This is a genomic window from Nostoc paludosum FACHB-159 (genome assembly GCF_014698835.1).
GTDB lineage: Bacteria > Cyanobacteriota > Cyanobacteriia > Cyanobacteriales > Nostocaceae > Nostoc > Nostoc paludosum.
This window is the reverse complement of sequence record NZ_JACJTU010000011.1, coordinates 13,429-27,886: the sequence shown is the minus strand read 5'-3', so window position 1 is coordinate 27,886 and position 14,458 is coordinate 13,429. Positions and strand designations below refer to the sequence as shown.

Annotated in this window: 15 protein-coding genes; 6 read left to right on the top strand and 9 right to left on the bottom strand. The window is 40.6% G+C overall.

What is annotated here, in order from left to right; translation table 11 throughout:
• Positions 1-14: 14 nt before the first annotated feature.
• Together H6H03_RS13415 and H6H03_RS13410 are read left to right on the top strand one after the other, a co-directional pair.
• Entirely contained in the window at positions 15-632 is a 618-nt protein-coding gene (locus H6H03_RS13415) for a CDP-alcohol phosphatidyltransferase family protein (RefSeq protein WP_190955588.1), read from the top strand.
• Positions 607-1,914: a CO2 hydration protein gene (locus H6H03_RS13410; RefSeq protein ID WP_190955587.1), complete on the top strand. Its 1,308-nt coding sequence runs from the start codon at positions 607-609 to the stop codon at positions 1,912-1,914. Before H6H03_RS13415 ends, H6H03_RS13410 begins: the two co-directional genes overlap by 26 nt.
• Positions 1,915-2,184: 270 nt before the next feature.
• Here the strand turns inward: H6H03_RS13410 and H6H03_RS41275 are convergent, their stop codons facing one another.
• The gene (locus H6H03_RS41275; protein WP_190955586.1) at positions 2,185-3,552 is read right to left on the bottom strand and encodes a calcium-binding protein; all 1,368 of its coding nucleotides are present in this window, start codon (positions 3,550-3,552) and stop codon (positions 2,185-2,187) included.
• Positions 3,553-3,839: 287 nt separating this feature from the next.
• On the opposite strand from H6H03_RS41275, the gene H6H03_RS13400 reads away from it, so the two are divergent.
• Positions 3,840-5,048 (top strand): sensor histidine kinase, encoded by a 1,209-nt coding sequence (locus tag H6H03_RS13400; RefSeq protein ID WP_190955585.1) that lies wholly within the window; start codon positions 3,840-3,842, stop codon positions 5,046-5,048.
• Positions 5,048-5,716 carry a response regulator gene (locus tag H6H03_RS13395; protein ID WP_190955584.1) on the top strand — a complete coding sequence of 223 codons (669 nt, stop codon included), beginning with the start codon at positions 5,048-5,050 and terminating at the stop codon, positions 5,714-5,716. The genes H6H03_RS13400 and H6H03_RS13395 overlap by 1 nt, the downstream gene beginning before the upstream one ends.
• A gap of 336 nt (positions 5,717-6,052) precedes the next feature.
• On the opposite strand, the gene pcrA is transcribed toward H6H03_RS13395, so the two are convergent.
• Positions 6,053-8,377, bottom strand: coding sequence for a DNA helicase PcrA (gene pcrA, locus H6H03_RS13390; RefSeq protein WP_190955724.1), 2,325 nt, complete (start codon positions 8,375-8,377; stop codon positions 6,053-6,055).
• Between the two features lie 176 nt (positions 8,378-8,553).
• Positions 8,554-8,742 carry a type II toxin-antitoxin system PemK/MazF family toxin gene (locus H6H03_RS39815; protein WP_199338934.1) on the bottom strand — a complete coding sequence of 63 codons (189 nt, stop codon included), beginning with the start codon at positions 8,740-8,742 and terminating at the stop codon, positions 8,554-8,556.
• Between the two features lie 167 nt (positions 8,743-8,909).
• Here H6H03_RS39815 and H6H03_RS13380 point away from each other — a divergent pair, with 167 nt between their 5' ends.
• Positions 8,910-9,677, top strand: coding sequence for a DsbA family protein (locus tag H6H03_RS13380; protein ID WP_190955583.1), 768 nt, complete (start codon positions 8,910-8,912; stop codon positions 9,675-9,677).
• 397 nt (positions 9,678-10,074) lie between these two features.
• On the opposite strand, the gene H6H03_RS13375 is transcribed toward H6H03_RS13380, so the two are convergent.
• From H6H03_RS13375 to H6H03_RS13355, 5 genes are all read right to left on the bottom strand, one after another.
• Entirely contained in the window at positions 10,075-10,740 is a 666-nt protein-coding gene (locus H6H03_RS13375; RefSeq protein ID WP_190955582.1) for a glutathione S-transferase family protein, read from the bottom strand.
• Positions 10,741-10,822: 82 nt separating this feature from the next.
• Complete coding sequence (locus tag H6H03_RS13370; protein ID WP_190955581.1) at positions 10,823-11,293, bottom strand: acyl-CoA thioesterase; 471 nt, start codon at positions 11,291-11,293, stop codon at positions 10,823-10,825.
• A gap of 108 nt (positions 11,294-11,401) precedes the next feature.
• Positions 11,402-11,791 (bottom strand): tautomerase family protein, encoded by a 390-nt coding sequence (locus H6H03_RS13365; protein WP_190955580.1) that lies wholly within the window; start codon positions 11,789-11,791, stop codon positions 11,402-11,404.
• 4 nt (positions 11,792-11,795) lie between these two features.
• Positions 11,796-12,383 carry a TetR/AcrR family transcriptional regulator gene (locus H6H03_RS13360; RefSeq protein WP_190955579.1) on the bottom strand — a complete coding sequence of 196 codons (588 nt, stop codon included), beginning with the start codon at positions 12,381-12,383 and terminating at the stop codon, positions 11,796-11,798.
• 65 nt (positions 12,384-12,448) lie between these two features.
• The gene (locus H6H03_RS13355; RefSeq protein WP_190955578.1) at positions 12,449-12,637 is read right to left on the bottom strand and encodes a hypothetical protein; all 189 of its coding nucleotides are present in this window, start codon (positions 12,635-12,637) and stop codon (positions 12,449-12,451) included.
• Between the two features lie 217 nt (positions 12,638-12,854).
• On the opposite strand from H6H03_RS13355, the gene H6H03_RS13350 reads away from it, so the two are divergent.
• The gene (locus H6H03_RS13350) at positions 12,855-13,652 is read left to right on the top strand and encodes a sulfite exporter TauE/SafE family protein (protein ID WP_190955577.1); all 798 of its coding nucleotides are present in this window, start codon (positions 12,855-12,857) and stop codon (positions 13,650-13,652) included.
• Positions 13,653-13,753: 101 nt separating this feature from the next.
• Here H6H03_RS13350 and H6H03_RS13345 read toward each other — a convergent pair whose 3' ends face one another.
• Entirely contained in the window at positions 13,754-14,416 is a 663-nt protein-coding gene (locus H6H03_RS13345) for a cadmium resistance transporter (RefSeq protein WP_190955576.1), read from the bottom strand.
• Between the last annotated feature and the right edge of the window lie 42 nt (positions 14,417-14,458).

Here is a 14,458-nt window from a genome sequence, read left to right as displayed (position 1 = left end):
TATAAGGATAAAAGATGAATCTGACATTAGTTCCCAGCAGTCTAGTTTTATTTCGCTTTTTAGTATCTCCATTTCTGTTGTGGGATGCCCTAGATGGTAAAACTAGTGTTTGGTTCATCGTTGGTTTTGTAGCAGCCTTTGTTTCAGACATTTTTGATGGCATTATTGCGAGACGATTAAATGTTAGCAATGCCCAGTTGCGGCAAGCCGACAGTTGGGCTGATGTCTGTCTTTTTAGCTGTATCTTCATCAGTGCATGGCTAATACATCAAGATATTCTGATTGCTTACTGCGTACCTTTGTTAACAGTTGTTTTTGTACAAATGGTGTGGTGGCTGGTGAATTTAGTCAAATATGGTAAACCGGCCAGCTATCACACCTACTCAGCAAAATTTTGGGGAATTACTCTTTTTATTGCCATTATTGCCCTATTTGCCTTTAATTATGCCGGAGTCACTTTATGGATAACTTGTATAGCTGGCACAATTTATAGCATTGAAGAAATAGCGATGACGCTAATATTACCAGTTTGGACACATGATGTTTTAAGCATTTTTCACGCGTTGAATATTCGTCAAGAATTAATAACACCAATTAGCGACTACCATGACAGCAATTCAAACAGCTACTAAATTACCTCCTTCCAAACATGAATTTTCTGAAGTCATTCATCGCCTAGAAGCTGGCGGTGCCATGTTACCCGATACCCCAGAAAATTTGATGCAAATTATCGGGTTATACAAAGCTTATGCTGTGCCAATGGACTTTTATTGGCGAGACTTACTTTATATTGCTGAAAACGTATTTTTAGATCCTTTGCCTTTCTTTAAATACTTCTTGCCCAAAGAGTATTTAGAGTTACATAATCATTATGCTGGTGATGATGCCGATTTACGAATTTGGCGCGGCCAAGCCACAGCCCACCCAGAACTTTTGGCATTTATTGAGAAAGGCGAAACTTTCAAAATGCCAAAGTTATTGCATCACTTATTACACGATCGCATTAACATGGAATTTGCCGAAGCTTGTATGCGGGCAATGTTGTGGCACCGCGGTATGGGCGGGCAATTCGACCCTTACTTAGATTCCGACGAATATAAAGCTAACGCCGATAGGGCAATTAAAGCTTATTTCCAAGGCAACCCAGTGATGCTGGGACTTTACAAACTGTTCCCCGATATGTTTTTGGAACAGTGCCGCCAAATGTCATACTACGCTAATTTGGGTTTGTTCTGGGAAGTCATGGCACCGGTATTTTTTGAAATGTCCGACCGCTATGACGAAGGCACCATTAGCACTGTCCCAGAAGCGATGAATTTCCTAGTTAATGGTATATTTGCGATCGCAGGTCGTCCAATTTACCATCACGTTTATATTCGCGGCGAATGCTACGAAATTATTCCCAAATCTAAGGGTTTCATGTGGCTGTATGAAGCAGCCTTACCCTATGTAGAAGCTGTTTTCTACCGCACCGCACCTTTTAGGGGGACAAAATCTTATAATGCCCAAGCACGTCAAGTACCAGAAGACCAAAAAGACTTTCACTTTGGCATTCTTTACGCTGATGTATTTCCAGTAGGTACTGCTGGCATTCCCCCCACATTATTAATGCAAGATATGTTGCATTTTTTACCCCCCTATCTTGTTGATTATTACAAACAACATTGCCGGGGTGAAGAAGATATGTTGATTCAGTTGGGAGTTAGTTTTCAACGGTCAATGTATTGTGTTACTTCTGCGGTAATTCAAGCCTTAAGGGCTGCACTTTTATACCCATTAGATGACCCAAATCCCAAACATTTACAAGCCAATCGAGAGTTTTTTGAAATGCAGCTAAATCGCTTTACTCGTCCTGAATACAACATTCGTGATGCTGCACGTTTGGGGAGTATTCAAAGTCAAGATTATCGATAAGATATGCCCCAAGCCCCCTTTTTAAGGGGACTTTTTTTATTAGTGTATTTACTGTTTTATATCGTTTCTTTGTGAAGTTGCATATATTTACCCCCCGACTACGCCGTCCCCCCTTGCAAGAGCCAGGGCGGTCTTGATAGTGTGCATTTTCATACAGAATTGGTATTAGCCAATAATAACTTTAGGTTACGTGAAAATGGTGCTGTGTGTTTTTTGCGTCACACAACACGATTCCTTATTCAGACTCAATGTGATGTAGTTGTCTGAGAGCTAGATGAAGCTAAATTGTACTGTATCGTTCAGGTTGAGAGTACCGGGTGCATCCTGAACGATCGCAATCAACTCAAGTGGCTGTAAAAATCCTGTTTTCTTGAAGATTCCGACATCTGGAGTGCTACTTCCTTGCGCCAGAGAATTGCTAATTGTTTTCAATTCATAGTTACTGCGCGGGCCACTCAAGCGAATGAGATCGTCACTAAAACCTATGATACGAGCAAAATCTCCAGTGCCATCAATGCCATCGCCCAAGTTGCGTAGATCGCCATCTGTAACCAAGTTGCCATCATCATAGAAGTTGTCCAGGACAAACGTATCTCGACCTCCACCACCTATGAGTACATCCACTTCGCCCCGACCGAGATTGGATCTTGTAGCACCTGTGAGTGTGTCATCTCCAAATCCCCCTGCAAGGAAATCATTTCCTTGATCGCCAAAAAGAGAGTCATTTCCGCTACCACCTGAAAGAGTGTCATTTCCGTTACCGCCACCAGCAGCGAAGACTGCGGATGTAGAACTCACTAACAGGCTATCGTTTCCATCACCACCGTTGAATTGGATAAAGGAGACGCCACTCCCTAGACTCAGATTGCTAACTATCAATGTGTCATCTCCACCCAGACCATTAATGGCATTGAAATTTTCTATGCTCTGCGTTCTCAGGGTGACAGCAGTGAGATTGGTGCGTTGTAAGAGAATGTCTGTCCCAACTTGGCTAAGAGTAATTTGATCGCCCTCAGTGACAGAACCGTTGAATACCACGGTATCATTACCCGAGTCACCTTGAATGGTATCACTACCATCGCCATTCACCCATGTAAACTGGTCATCTCCATTACCGCCAATCATGGTGTCATTGTCTTTGTCACCCCTGAGCGAATCACCGCCATCGCCCCCTTCTAGTAGATCTACCCCATCGCCTCCCAAGAGTTGATCGTCGCCAGTTTCTCCATAGAGCGTATCCCTTCCTGCGCCTCCTAACAGGCGATCGTTTCCTGCACGTCCAAAGATCTGGTCACTGCCAAAACCACCATCTATAATATTTGCACTACCATCGCCCGTTAAAATATCACCGTTGTCACCGCCTACTAGGTTTTCAATGTTAGAGTAGGAATCACTGCCGCCAAAGAAAGTAGCTTTTCTAGTTTCTAATGAAGCAATAACGCTGTTACCTAAGCCAGAATAGCTAGCGGTATCGATTCCCGCTCCACCATCCAAAGTATTGTTTCCAAAACCACCAACTATACCATCGTTGCCACCCTGTCCATTAATCAGATCGTCGCCTGCAAATCCAAAAATATTGTCGCTATCCGCACCACCCAACAGAGTCTCGTTGCTATTTGTTCCAATAATGAGTGTCATATCGTTTTTCCTAGATAGAAGTAGAATTAGAGCGAAATCAGAAGAATTTGTTTCGATTCGCTATGTCACAATATTAGGAAAATGCTTTAGGCAATCCATCTGAAGAACGTCGCGATCGCTCATCAACGAAAGGGACATTCTCTCAGGGGCGAGGTACTCTAACTTTAGTCATACCCAAAGAAAGTCACATCAACGAAAGTTGTAAATTTGCGTGTTTTTCTGGAAATTCAGTGCAACTTGCAGTATTTGTTAAAAATATATAGATACAACTACTGGAAGCCGTTGCCATGACTGCGATCGCCTCTATATTCAAAACACAGCCTCAACCGTTTCGCTTTCTGCTGTATACCGAATGGACGATGTTAAGCTGTTGTGGGGTGATGGCAGCCATCGAAGCTTGGCAACGTCAAAATCTGCCGCTACAGCACATTCTGATTTTGGTGACATTGGGGGTAATGGGATGGATGTTGCCTCGTGGTAAAACCCCGTTTCGCTATTTCTATACAGCGATCGAAATGGGTCTGATCTTCTACGGCACAACTTTGGGATATCTACATATCCTGCCGACACTCTATTTAATTGTGTTGATTCGCAGTTGTTTTTTATTTGAAGCTCCTGGTCGATGGATTGTAGCGGCTCTCTCCCTTGTGCTGTATATGGTTCATCAGTTTCAATATCTTCAGATCGTGACTCCTTTGATGCTACCGAACGTTCAACAACAGCAAATTTGGATGCATCAGACAGCAGAACTGTTGATGTTTGGGTTGGGGTTGTTTTTTGTCTCGCAGTTAGTTAGTACCTTGATTGCAGAGCGAAGAACGCAAGAACAATTATCACTAGCCCACGAACAGTTGCGAGAGTATGCCCTACAAATTGAAGATTTAGCAGCAGTTCAAGAACGCAATCGAATTGCCAGAGAGATCCATGATTCCCTGGGACACGCCCTAACGACACTCAATGTCCAGTTGCAAACTGCCGTGAAACTGTGGCAGCACAACCCAACCGAAGCCAAACCGTTTTTAGAACAGGCGCAACGACTGGGTAAGGTGGCGATGCAAGAGGTAAGACAGTCGGTGCATACCTTGAGGGCAGATGTGGGAACAGAAGAGCCATTAGAACAAGCGCTCGCCTCTCTGGTGAAAGAGTTTGAGCAAAGTACAGGAATTCAGATTGCAGTCCACATCAATTTACAAACCATTCTGCCGGCTCAGATGGCAAAAACAATTTACCGAGTCGCACAAGAAGCATTAACGAATATTTGCAAACACGCCCAAGCTACTGCTGTACAATTCGATTTAATGCAAACAAGCGATCGCGTTCATCTGAGCATTCGGGATAATGGATGTGGTTTTCAGCCACAGAGCAAATCTGTTGGATATGGGTTACATGGAATGCAAGAGAGAATTGCCGCGCTTCAAGGCAGTTTTCGAGTCGAGTCAGAACCACAAGCCGGTTGCTGTATTCTAGTGGAGTTACCGTTACAAGAGGGACTGTAATGATTCGTCTGCTGTTAGTTGACGATCAGAATTTAATTTGTCAAGGATTAAAGGCGATGCTATCGCTGGAACCAGATTTAGAAGTTGTTGGCATTGCGAATAACGGTGAAGTGGCGATCGAACAAGTGGCAGCGTTACAGCCTGATGTAGTATTGATTGATGTGCGAATGCCCGTAATGGATGGACGAGAAGCAACTCGCACGATTACGCAACAATATCCCCAAGTCAAAGTATTAGTGTTGAGTACATTTGACGACGATGGGTATATTGCAGATGCGATGCGGGCAGGTGCGAAAGGATACTTATTAAAAGATATGCCCTCGGAAGAGTTAGCACAGGCGATTCGATTTGTGCAATTAGGCTACACCCAACTAGCTCCCGGCTTAATGGAAAAACTGATTACAGGATTTTCAACGGCTTCAGCCGCCCAAACTATAGAATCAACCGCATTAGCACAATTAACACCCCGCGAACAAGAGGTACTGCAATTGATTGGTCAAGGTTTAACAAATCGAGATATTGCACAACAGCTTTTTATTTCAGAAGGAACAGTAAAAACTCATGTCACCCATCTGCTGAATCGCTTGAATCTGCGGAATCGAGCGCAATTAGCTATTTATGCCCATTCTGCGGCTACACAACGTGGATCTCTACCTCATCCTGCTTAAACATAATTACTATGCTGTGAGCTTTTGAGCCTTAACGCTGAAAATTTTTCCGTATTTCTTAATAAGAAAACAATATTCTTGATATGTTAAACACTCAAATCCCCCCCTTTTTTAGGCTACGGTGTACACACAAGTTTCTTGGCCTGCACCTTTAGCAAAAATTAAACTTCTCCAAGTTACACAACAACTCTAAAAGACTTGTGTGTAAACGGTAGCTTTTTTAGGGGGGCTTTATTTTTTGAATTCAAAAGTAGACTTAAATTCTCTACATTGGGAAAGAGGAGAGCTTAATTACCTCCTATTTAAAGATGGTTAAGGAGAATGCACCACAGTTTGTTACTCCACTCTTTGTAACTGTGCTACTCTGGGGTCAACGATTTTTTGTCCCAAACTGGCAAATTTAATCGCTACAGACAACTTATTACCCGCTCCGAAAACATGGGTTATTTCACCTAGACCGAAAGTTTTATGTAATACGCGATCGCCTACTTGCCAATTATGCGTTGTCTCTTGCTTACCGCTAGAATTAGAGGCACTTTTAGTATAAGTTTGACGACTCACGCGTTGGGTAGCTAATAATTCTTCTGGTAATTCATTGAGAAATTGCGAAGGCATAGCTGGTTCGCGGGAACCATACAAACGACGTTCGCGTGCATGTGATAAATACAACCTTTCTTGGGCGCGAGTAATTCCCACATAACACAGCCGACGTTCTTCTTCCAAAGCTGCGGGGTCACTTAGGGAACGATAACCAGGAAATAATCCCTGTTCTAATCCCACTAAAAATACTACGGGGAATTCTAGCCCTTTAGAGGCGTGTAAAGTCATTAAAGAAACGGCTGTTTGTCCTTCTTTTAAGTTATCCAAATCGGAACTGAGGGCGGTACTTTGGAGGAATGCTGTCAGCGAAATATCTTCGTTTTCTTCTTGAAATTGTAATGCGGCGTTATAAAGTTCCTGCACGTTTTGTACTCTATCTGTGGCTTCATCTGTGCCTTGATTCATTAAGTCTTGAACGTAACCAGAATCTTCTAATATTCCTTGCAAAACTTCAGTCACCGGAAGCGTACCGATTTGTCCTTGCCAACGGCTTATCATTTCGGCAAAACTATTTACAGCTTTTGTTGCCCTTCCAGCTAATGTATTAACTGATGTTTCATCGCTGAGGATTTCCCATAAAGTCGTCCCTAATTGTTGAGAGGCATTCACCAAAGCATCAATAGTGGTTTTGCCAATTCCGCGCCGGGGAGTGTTGATAACTCGCAATAAACTTACTGTATCTGATGGATTGGCGATCGCTCTTAAATAAGCAATCACATCTTTAATTTCTTTGCGATCGTAAAATTTCATTCCTCCCACAACTGTGTAAGGAATTTGATATTTAACTAACAACTCTTCAAAGGGACGAGATTGGGCATTTGTTCGATAAAGTACAGCAAAACTACCCCAGTTCAATTCTGGATTTTGCTGTTCTAAAGTGCGAATTTGATGAATCACAAATGCCGCTTCTGCTAGTTCTTCATCAGCTTTATGACAATAAATTTGCTCTCCCGGCCCCCGCGTTGGTTTGAGAATTTTATCAATTCGTTGGGTATTATTTTCAATTAATTCGTTAGCCGCTTGCAGAATATTTTCACAAGAGCGATAGTTTTCTTCTAACTTAACCATTGTCCGGGTATCATCATCTGCTAAACCATCGCCAAAATCTTGCTGAAATTCTAGCAAGATTGTGAAATCGGCCATCCGAAAACTGTAAATTGATTGGTCTGCATCGCCGACAACAAAAACTGAGCGATTTTTCCATTCCCATTCGCTCTTTTTGGTTTCGCCATTAGTCACCAATAAGTTAATTAGTTGATATTGAGTCCGGTTAGTATCTTGATATTCATCTACAAGAATATGGCGAAACTTGCGATGCCAGTAATCCAAAACTTGCTCGTTTTGTTGAAATAATCTAGTAGGTACGAGAATTAAATCATCAAAATCGAGAGCGTTGTTTTCTGCTAACTTATCTTGATAGCGATTATAAACATCAGAAATTACCCGCCCGCGATAATTGGGTTGTTCTTGTTCAAATTCTTGGGGTGATAAGCCTTGGTTTTTGGCATTACTAATAGCGTAGCGTACAGAGCGGGCGTCAAATTTTTTATCGTCTAGATTTAACTGTTTGGTGACAATTTCCTTGATGAGAGTTTGAACATCTGATTCATCAAAAATAGAAAAATTGCGATTCCATTTGCGTCCTTTTTCGTCTTGATATTTTTCAATATCAAAGCGGAGAATCCGAGAAAATAGACTGTGAAAAGTACCGCACCACAAATCTTTAATAGTCTTTTTGTAAACTTGCGATCGCAATTGCATTTGTTGATATTCTGTCAACAAATCTAACCGCTGACCGTGTTGTTTCATTGCTTCTTCTTCGGCAAACAGCCGTTGAATCCGGTCTTTCATTTCCCGCGCGGCTTTGTTGGTAAAAGTAACCGCCAGGATATTTTCAGGATCGACACGGTGTTTTAGAATCAGATTAGCAATCCGATAAGTTAGCGCTCGTGTTTTACCGGAACCGGCGCCAGCAACAACTAGCAAAGGGCCGCAGTAATGCTCGACAGCTTGGCGTTGGCTGGGGTTAAGATGACTGAGAAAGTCAATGGTTGTTGTCATGGATGTGAAAAAGCGATGTCTACGACGGGCTACGCCTACGCTAGGCGTCACATCACTAAAAAAGTGGCTATTGCCCAGGTTACAATATCCTAGCGAAACTTGGTTAATAAAGATTGTCGGCCAATGTTATTAACCAAAATGATACTCGATCGCGATTGACGAAAGTAGACGCAGGATTAGCTTTCTACCGATAATCCTAGAATTGTAATCAGTGCGATCGCTAGCTCTTCCATATAGCTATCATCTAAATGACCAATTACCTTAACAATTCTGGATTTATCTACAGTTCCCACCTGTTCGGAAAGTATTACAGAGTTTTTATTTAAGTTCGCAAATCCCGCTGGAACAAATACATGAGAAGGCAAAATGGCACGTCTAATATTTAGTAGTAAAAGGCGTAATACATAGTGTGAGGGCTGGCAACATTAGCTCTATCAATTTTGCCTCTATGTTTATAGAGTAGCTTCATGCAGCTCTAAATTTACACATCTGTGGCAATACTAAAAGAATGTTGATTTTTTACAGTTTTTCTATGACTACATTCTTTAGTTGGTTTAGACAATTACTTCAATATCTGCGTACCTTAGCAGCAATAGGTATATTATGTTTTCTTCTTACCTGGTCACTTCCTTCACAAGCCGCTAGCCGCATCGATCCCCAACTAGAACAACAAGTATTACAAATTATCCGCGAACATCCAGAGGTAATTATCGAATCTGTTCAAGCATATCAGCAGCAACAACAACAGAAACTTAATCAAGTACGGCAAGGATTTTTACAGGATTTAAAAACAAATCCTCAAACAGTGATTGGTAACTCTCCAACTACAGGTTCAACTAATTCAAAAATTCTACTCGTAGAATTCTCAGATTTTGAGTGTCCTTACTGTGCTGAGGCGCATAAAACCTTGAAAGAATTGTTAACTAAATACCCAGACAAGATAAAATTAGTTTACAAAAATTTACCGCTTACTTCAATTCATCCTCAAGCATTGCCAGCAGCAGCAGCAGCTTGGGCAGCACACCAGCAAGGTAAATTTTGGGAATATCATGATGCCCTATTTACTAATCAAAAGCAACTGAGTGAAACACTGTATTTAGATATTGCTAAAAATCTAAATTTGGATTTGGTCAAATTTAAACGCGACCAGACTCTTGCTACTCCGGCAATTCAAAAAGATATCCAGTTAGCAGAAAAATTGGCTGTTGCTGGCACACCTTTTTTTGTAATTAGTAGTCCAACTATTTCACGAGTGGTGCAGCTACAAGACATTGAAAAGATATTGGCTAATACTAAATAAATTTGTGTATTTGCTGATGAACTAACATTGGTAAAATTATCTAGATGTAGAGACGTTGCAATGCAACGTCTCTACAAGGATTTTGATATCATACTCTAATAAACAGCAATAAACTGGATCAATCTATACTGAGTAACTATCTATATTCATACTATTGGTTTAGATATATACTTGATTATTTAACATAAATTGCTTCTTTAGTTAGAGGTTTCATACATCAGTAAACTGTTGTACTTGAAGCAAGTGTAAGGAGTAGCTTTATGAGGAGTAAGGGGGAGAGATTTTCCTAACTCCTCATGTTCTTAAAGATGCGATTGATTCACTGAGTTATAGAAAATTTAGTAAAATATTGCAATCATTGACTGATATTTCACCTCAAAAAATCGCGTATGACTTGTTATTTGCTCTTATTGTCTTTATATCTACGCAACCTCACCAAAGCTCTAACTCGCCCTTTAAATAGTTCAAATTCTTCGGCGCTCAATTTAGTTTTCTGCCATGCCGGACGTTGCATCAAGCGATCGCACCACTCATATATTTTGGTGTAATTATTAAGATTAATACCTAAATTAGGTAATGAAAGTACACCTATTCCTGCAACAATGTCTGCTAATGTTAACTGTTCGCTACCAAAAAAAGAGCGATCGCCAAGCACTTGTGTAAAAAATTGCAGTACCTTATCTATATGCTGCCTTGCTTGTGCAGCTTGTGGTGAATCTTGACTCTCATAAATTAGTGAAACGATTTGCGGAAATAATTCATTACTAGTGATTAATTGCACCATCCTCACCATAGCTAACGCTTGAGGTTCAGCAGGTAGCATCGCAGGTGTGGGATATTTAGTTTCTAAATAATCCATAATTGCCAGAGATTCCACAACTCGAAAACCATCATCCACCACAACCGGAATATGATGAAATGGGTTAGTTTCCACAAACTCTGCTTGTAACTGATCGCCATCTAACTTTATTAAAACTGGTTCAAAGGCAATCTCTTTTTCCAGTAAAGTAAGCCACACACGACGAGCATTTGGCGACATAGGATTGTAGTAAAATTTCAGCATGTTTAATCTTCGATAAGTAAAGTAAAAGTAGGGTGTGTTATGCCGCAGGCTAACGCATTATCTGAGATTTTTTATTTATGTTTCACTGAATTCTCACTCCTGAATTTTTAGATTCATCATGAGTCACTTGCTGAGAATGAAAATATTTCTTCTGTAATTCTTCTGGAATTCTAATCGGGCGACCATTTTGCAAACTAACAAAAGCACCTTTTTGTGTAGCTACTGCTGCTAACTCATCGTTAGATAAGATTTCAGCTTTCACAGTCCATTTCAAGCGACCTACATCACTCAACCATAAACGCCCAATTACGCGATCGCTAATTTTTATCGAACGTTTATATTCAATTTCTGTCCCAGCTAAAATAGGTGCATATCCTTGTTCAAGTTGTTGATTCAATTGCCAATGTTCATCTAAAAATTTTAAACGTAAATCCTCTAGCCATCTAATATAAACAATATTGCTCACAATTCCCACAAAATCGATATCATATGTCCTCACAGGAATTGCCAATACTACCTCTAATGGTCTATGCAAGTTGTTACCTAATACCATAATTTCTCCTAAATAAACTAAATTTTAAGACCAATCGGTCTGTAAAAAAGCAAAATTTTACCTTAGATAATTTTTGTCCACTTTTAAACTTGACTAATTAGAATAATTTTAAACTTCTACTTGGTAGTTTAAAGTTAACTCATCACCAGGTAAACCTCTAATTCCCCAGTTATATTTAGGGGTTTCAAAAATTGTAATTTCAATATCGTTAAGAGAAATATTCAACTTTTCATGAATATTTTGAATCAAGAGACGAATTAGCTGTTTTTTCGTTTCGACCGAGCGCCCCTCAAACATACTAATTTCGAGGATAAGATAATTTTCTGATCTGTCAGATGGATAATAGAAATCTGATTTTTCAAGTGGGAAAAAGCGGTGAAATCTCTTCTCAGGAGTAAGCTGTAAAATTTCAATAACACAGGCATGAATAATATTTGACAACTCTGTTTTAATAGGATTTAATTTATCTGCTAAACCATATACCTTGATTTGCGCCATATATTTAAAGATGAGTTTCTAAGTATTGATTTAGGTGATTAATTACCCTATGCATGTGAATTGAATCTCCATAAAGCTTGCTCATCATTATGGCTCCTTCTAGAGTTGCAATGATAATGGTAGCGGTTTCATCAGCATTCACATCAGGACGAATTTCACCTTTTGCAATTCCCGTTTGAATAATTCGACGAATCAGATTCAACCAAGAGTTCATCCCCTGTTGAGCGCGATCGCGCAGAACTGGATGAGTATCATCACTCTCAACAGCAGTATTTAGCAATGGACATCCTCCCTTGATGGGTGGATTTTCTGCAAAGCTACTAAAAACTCCAATTATCGCTTGCAGCCGTTCTACTGCATGGCGTTTGTTTCGCAGAGCCGATCTAGTATGCTCTTGAATGCGAGCGATCGCAAACTCAAAAGCCTGGAGCGCTAAATCATCCTTGCTTTGGAAGTGATTATAAATTCCTCCTTTCTGCAATCCAGTGGCACGCATGATGTCAGACATCGATGACCCTGCATACCCCTGCTGATTAAACAGTTCGGCTGCTTGCTGGAGAATTCTGGTTTTTGTTTCTTCACCTTTAGACATTAAATCTTTCAGACCGATTGGTCTGATTTAAAATACCATTCTAAACTTTATAAGTCAAGTATTTTTCAATATAGAGCATTAGGGGTGTTAACTGTTGACCGTTGACTATTTACCAAAAAGTCAAGAATTATTCCGCCCATGCCCCATGCCCCATGCCCAATGCCCCATGCCCCATGCCCAATGCCCCATGCCCCATGCCCAATGCCCAATGCCCCATTCACTATACAAAGCAAATACAGTAGACGTTTAACCATAATTCCTATTAAAATACGGTAAGTTAGTCGGATTACCGGGTTTTATGTGTAAAACTGCAAACAAATTAGTCAGGAGTCGTAATTCAGTAATCGGTGAACAGTGAACAGCTATCAAGGCTTCGTTTGGGGAATTTTAACCCAGCTTAATCTCCTCACTGATAACAAGACTGCGATCGTGCGGACACTTGATAACTGATTCTTGAAATTCCCGAAGAATATGCACTATCTACTATTACCATTTTTAAGCTTCTTCGTTGGCATCATTGTTGGTTTAACGGGAATTGGCGGAGCCTCTCTCATCACGCCAATGTTGATTTTTTTCTTTCAGGTTCCGCCTTCCATTGCTGTGAGTTCTGATGTTGTGGCTGCCACATTAATGAAGATTGTCGGTAGCGTCAAGCATTGGGAACAGAAAACCCTTGACACAGAAATTGTCAAATGGCTGGCATTCGGGAGTGTTCCAGGCTCACTGTTCGGTGTAGGAATTTTGCACTTCATTAAACTTACCGGCGAGTATAACCTGGATCGAATTTTGCTTCGTTTGCTTGGGGTGATGATTCTCCTAGTCACGTTGTTAGCATTAGTACAATTGTTGCTATTGACTTTTTTCCCCAAGTTTAATTTACCTGAACTACCAAAATTAGACTTAGAAACTAACTTTGGTCGTTTCCAAACAATGACTTTGGGAGCAATTTTGGGCTGCTTAGTTGGTCTAACAAGCGTCTCCTCTGGTTCAATGTTTGCCCTAGTAATGATTGCGTTTTTCCGCCTTGATGCGCGTAAGTTAGTCGGTACAGACATTTCACACGCAGCGATTTTGTTGCTATTTACCTCCTTTGGACACCTCAGCCTGGGAACAGTTGATTGGAGTCTAGTAGTACCTATCTGGTTAGGTTCTGTCCCAGGAGTATTACTAGGTGCTAAAGTCTGTCAACTAGCTCCACAACGCCCACTACGGTTTATTATTTATGCAATCTTGATGATGGTGAGTTGGAAATTAGTTCATCAAGTGTAGAGAGAATAGGCAATGGGCAATGGGCAATGGGCAACAGGAAGAGATTAATTGTCTTCTGCCTCCTGTCTCCTGCCTCTCCTACCTCTGTTGCCTTTCACTGATTACTTTTTCAACCACGGCAATAGGCTGAATGTGCCTCGTTCATACATAATAAATACACCCAAGCCAATTAATACAAAAGGTACGAGAGCGTGACCATAGCGACTTAATATATTCGCAATGGTAGGTTGACGGCTTAATAAATAAGCGATCGCACACCAAATCCCTACCATGATAAAAAATATACCCAAAATCACTGCCAAACTCGTTAGATTCTGACCAGCAAATAACGGGATATATATACTGATATTGTCACCACCGTTAGCGATCGTTACTGCTGCAACCTTATAAGTTTGGGGGTGCAAAACACTCAAAAGAAAAGCCAATATCGGGTTAGTAGGTGTAGACTGACTAAAATCAGTGCTTACTGTCTGAACCGTTACACTTTCTTCTTTTTTAGATATTAATTGCTGAACACCAATTCCTATTGGTAACAGCCCTAGTAATCCTATCCATTCTCGCTGGATCGCTAAGCCACCAAAAAATCCTGGTAAGCTAGCAATGATAATGGCTGCAAAACCTAAGTATTGACCGAGTAAGATATGCCGCCGTCGAAAATTAATATCTACCTGTGAGAAAAATACTAATAAGATAATGATGTCATCAATATTGGTCGCTGTAAAGCCAATGATTCCTTCAGTAAAAGCTGTTACAAGCTTACTCATGCTCCATGCAAATAATACACAATTTATCACTATACCAAGTTA

Bases quoted from the DNA above. Each gene is read 5' to 3' on its own strand.
- H6H03_RS13415 (WP_190955588.1), top strand. From the start codon at position 15: ATGAATCTGACATTAGTTCCCAGCAGTCTAGTTTTATTTCGCTTTTTA.
- H6H03_RS13410 (WP_190955587.1), top strand. From the start codon at position 607: ATGACAGCAATTCAAACAGCTACTAAATTACCTCCTTCCAAACATGAA.
- H6H03_RS41275 (WP_190955586.1), bottom strand. From the start codon at position 3,552: ATGACACTCATTATTGGAACAAATAGCAACGAGACTCTGTTGGGTGGT.
- H6H03_RS13400 (WP_190955585.1), top strand. From the start codon at position 3,840: ATGACTGCGATCGCCTCTATATTCAAAACACAGCCTCAACCGTTTCGC.
- H6H03_RS13395 (WP_190955584.1), top strand. From the start codon at position 5,048: ATGATTCGTCTGCTGTTAGTTGACGATCAGAATTTAATTTGTCAAGGA.
- pcrA (WP_190955724.1), bottom strand. From the start codon at position 8,377: ATGACAACAACCATTGACTTTCTCAGTCATCTTAACCCCAGCCAACGC.
- H6H03_RS13380 (WP_190955583.1), top strand. From the start codon at position 8,910: ATGACTACATTCTTTAGTTGGTTTAGACAATTACTTCAATATCTGCGT.
- H6H03_RS13375 (WP_190955582.1), bottom strand. From the start codon at position 10,740: ATGCTGAAATTTTACTACAATCCTATGTCGCCAAATGCTCGTCGTGTG.
- H6H03_RS13370 (WP_190955581.1), bottom strand. From the start codon at position 11,293: ATGGTATTAGGTAACAACTTGCATAGACCATTAGAGGTAGTATTGGCA.
- H6H03_RS13365 (WP_190955580.1), bottom strand. From the start codon at position 11,791: ATGGCGCAAATCAAGGTATATGGTTTAGCAGATAAATTAAATCCTATT.
- H6H03_RS13360 (WP_190955579.1), bottom strand. From the start codon at position 12,383: ATGTCTAAAGGTGAAGAAACAAAAACCAGAATTCTCCAGCAAGCAGCC.
- H6H03_RS13355 (WP_190955578.1), bottom strand. From the start codon at position 12,637: ATGGTTAAACGTCTACTGTATTTGCTTTGTATAGTGAATGGGGCATTG.
- H6H03_RS13350 (WP_190955577.1), top strand. From the start codon at position 12,855: ATGCACTATCTACTATTACCATTTTTAAGCTTCTTCGTTGGCATCATT.
- H6H03_RS13345 (WP_190955576.1), bottom strand. From the start codon at position 14,416: ATGAGTAAGCTTGTAACAGCTTTTACTGAAGGAATCATTGGCTTTACA.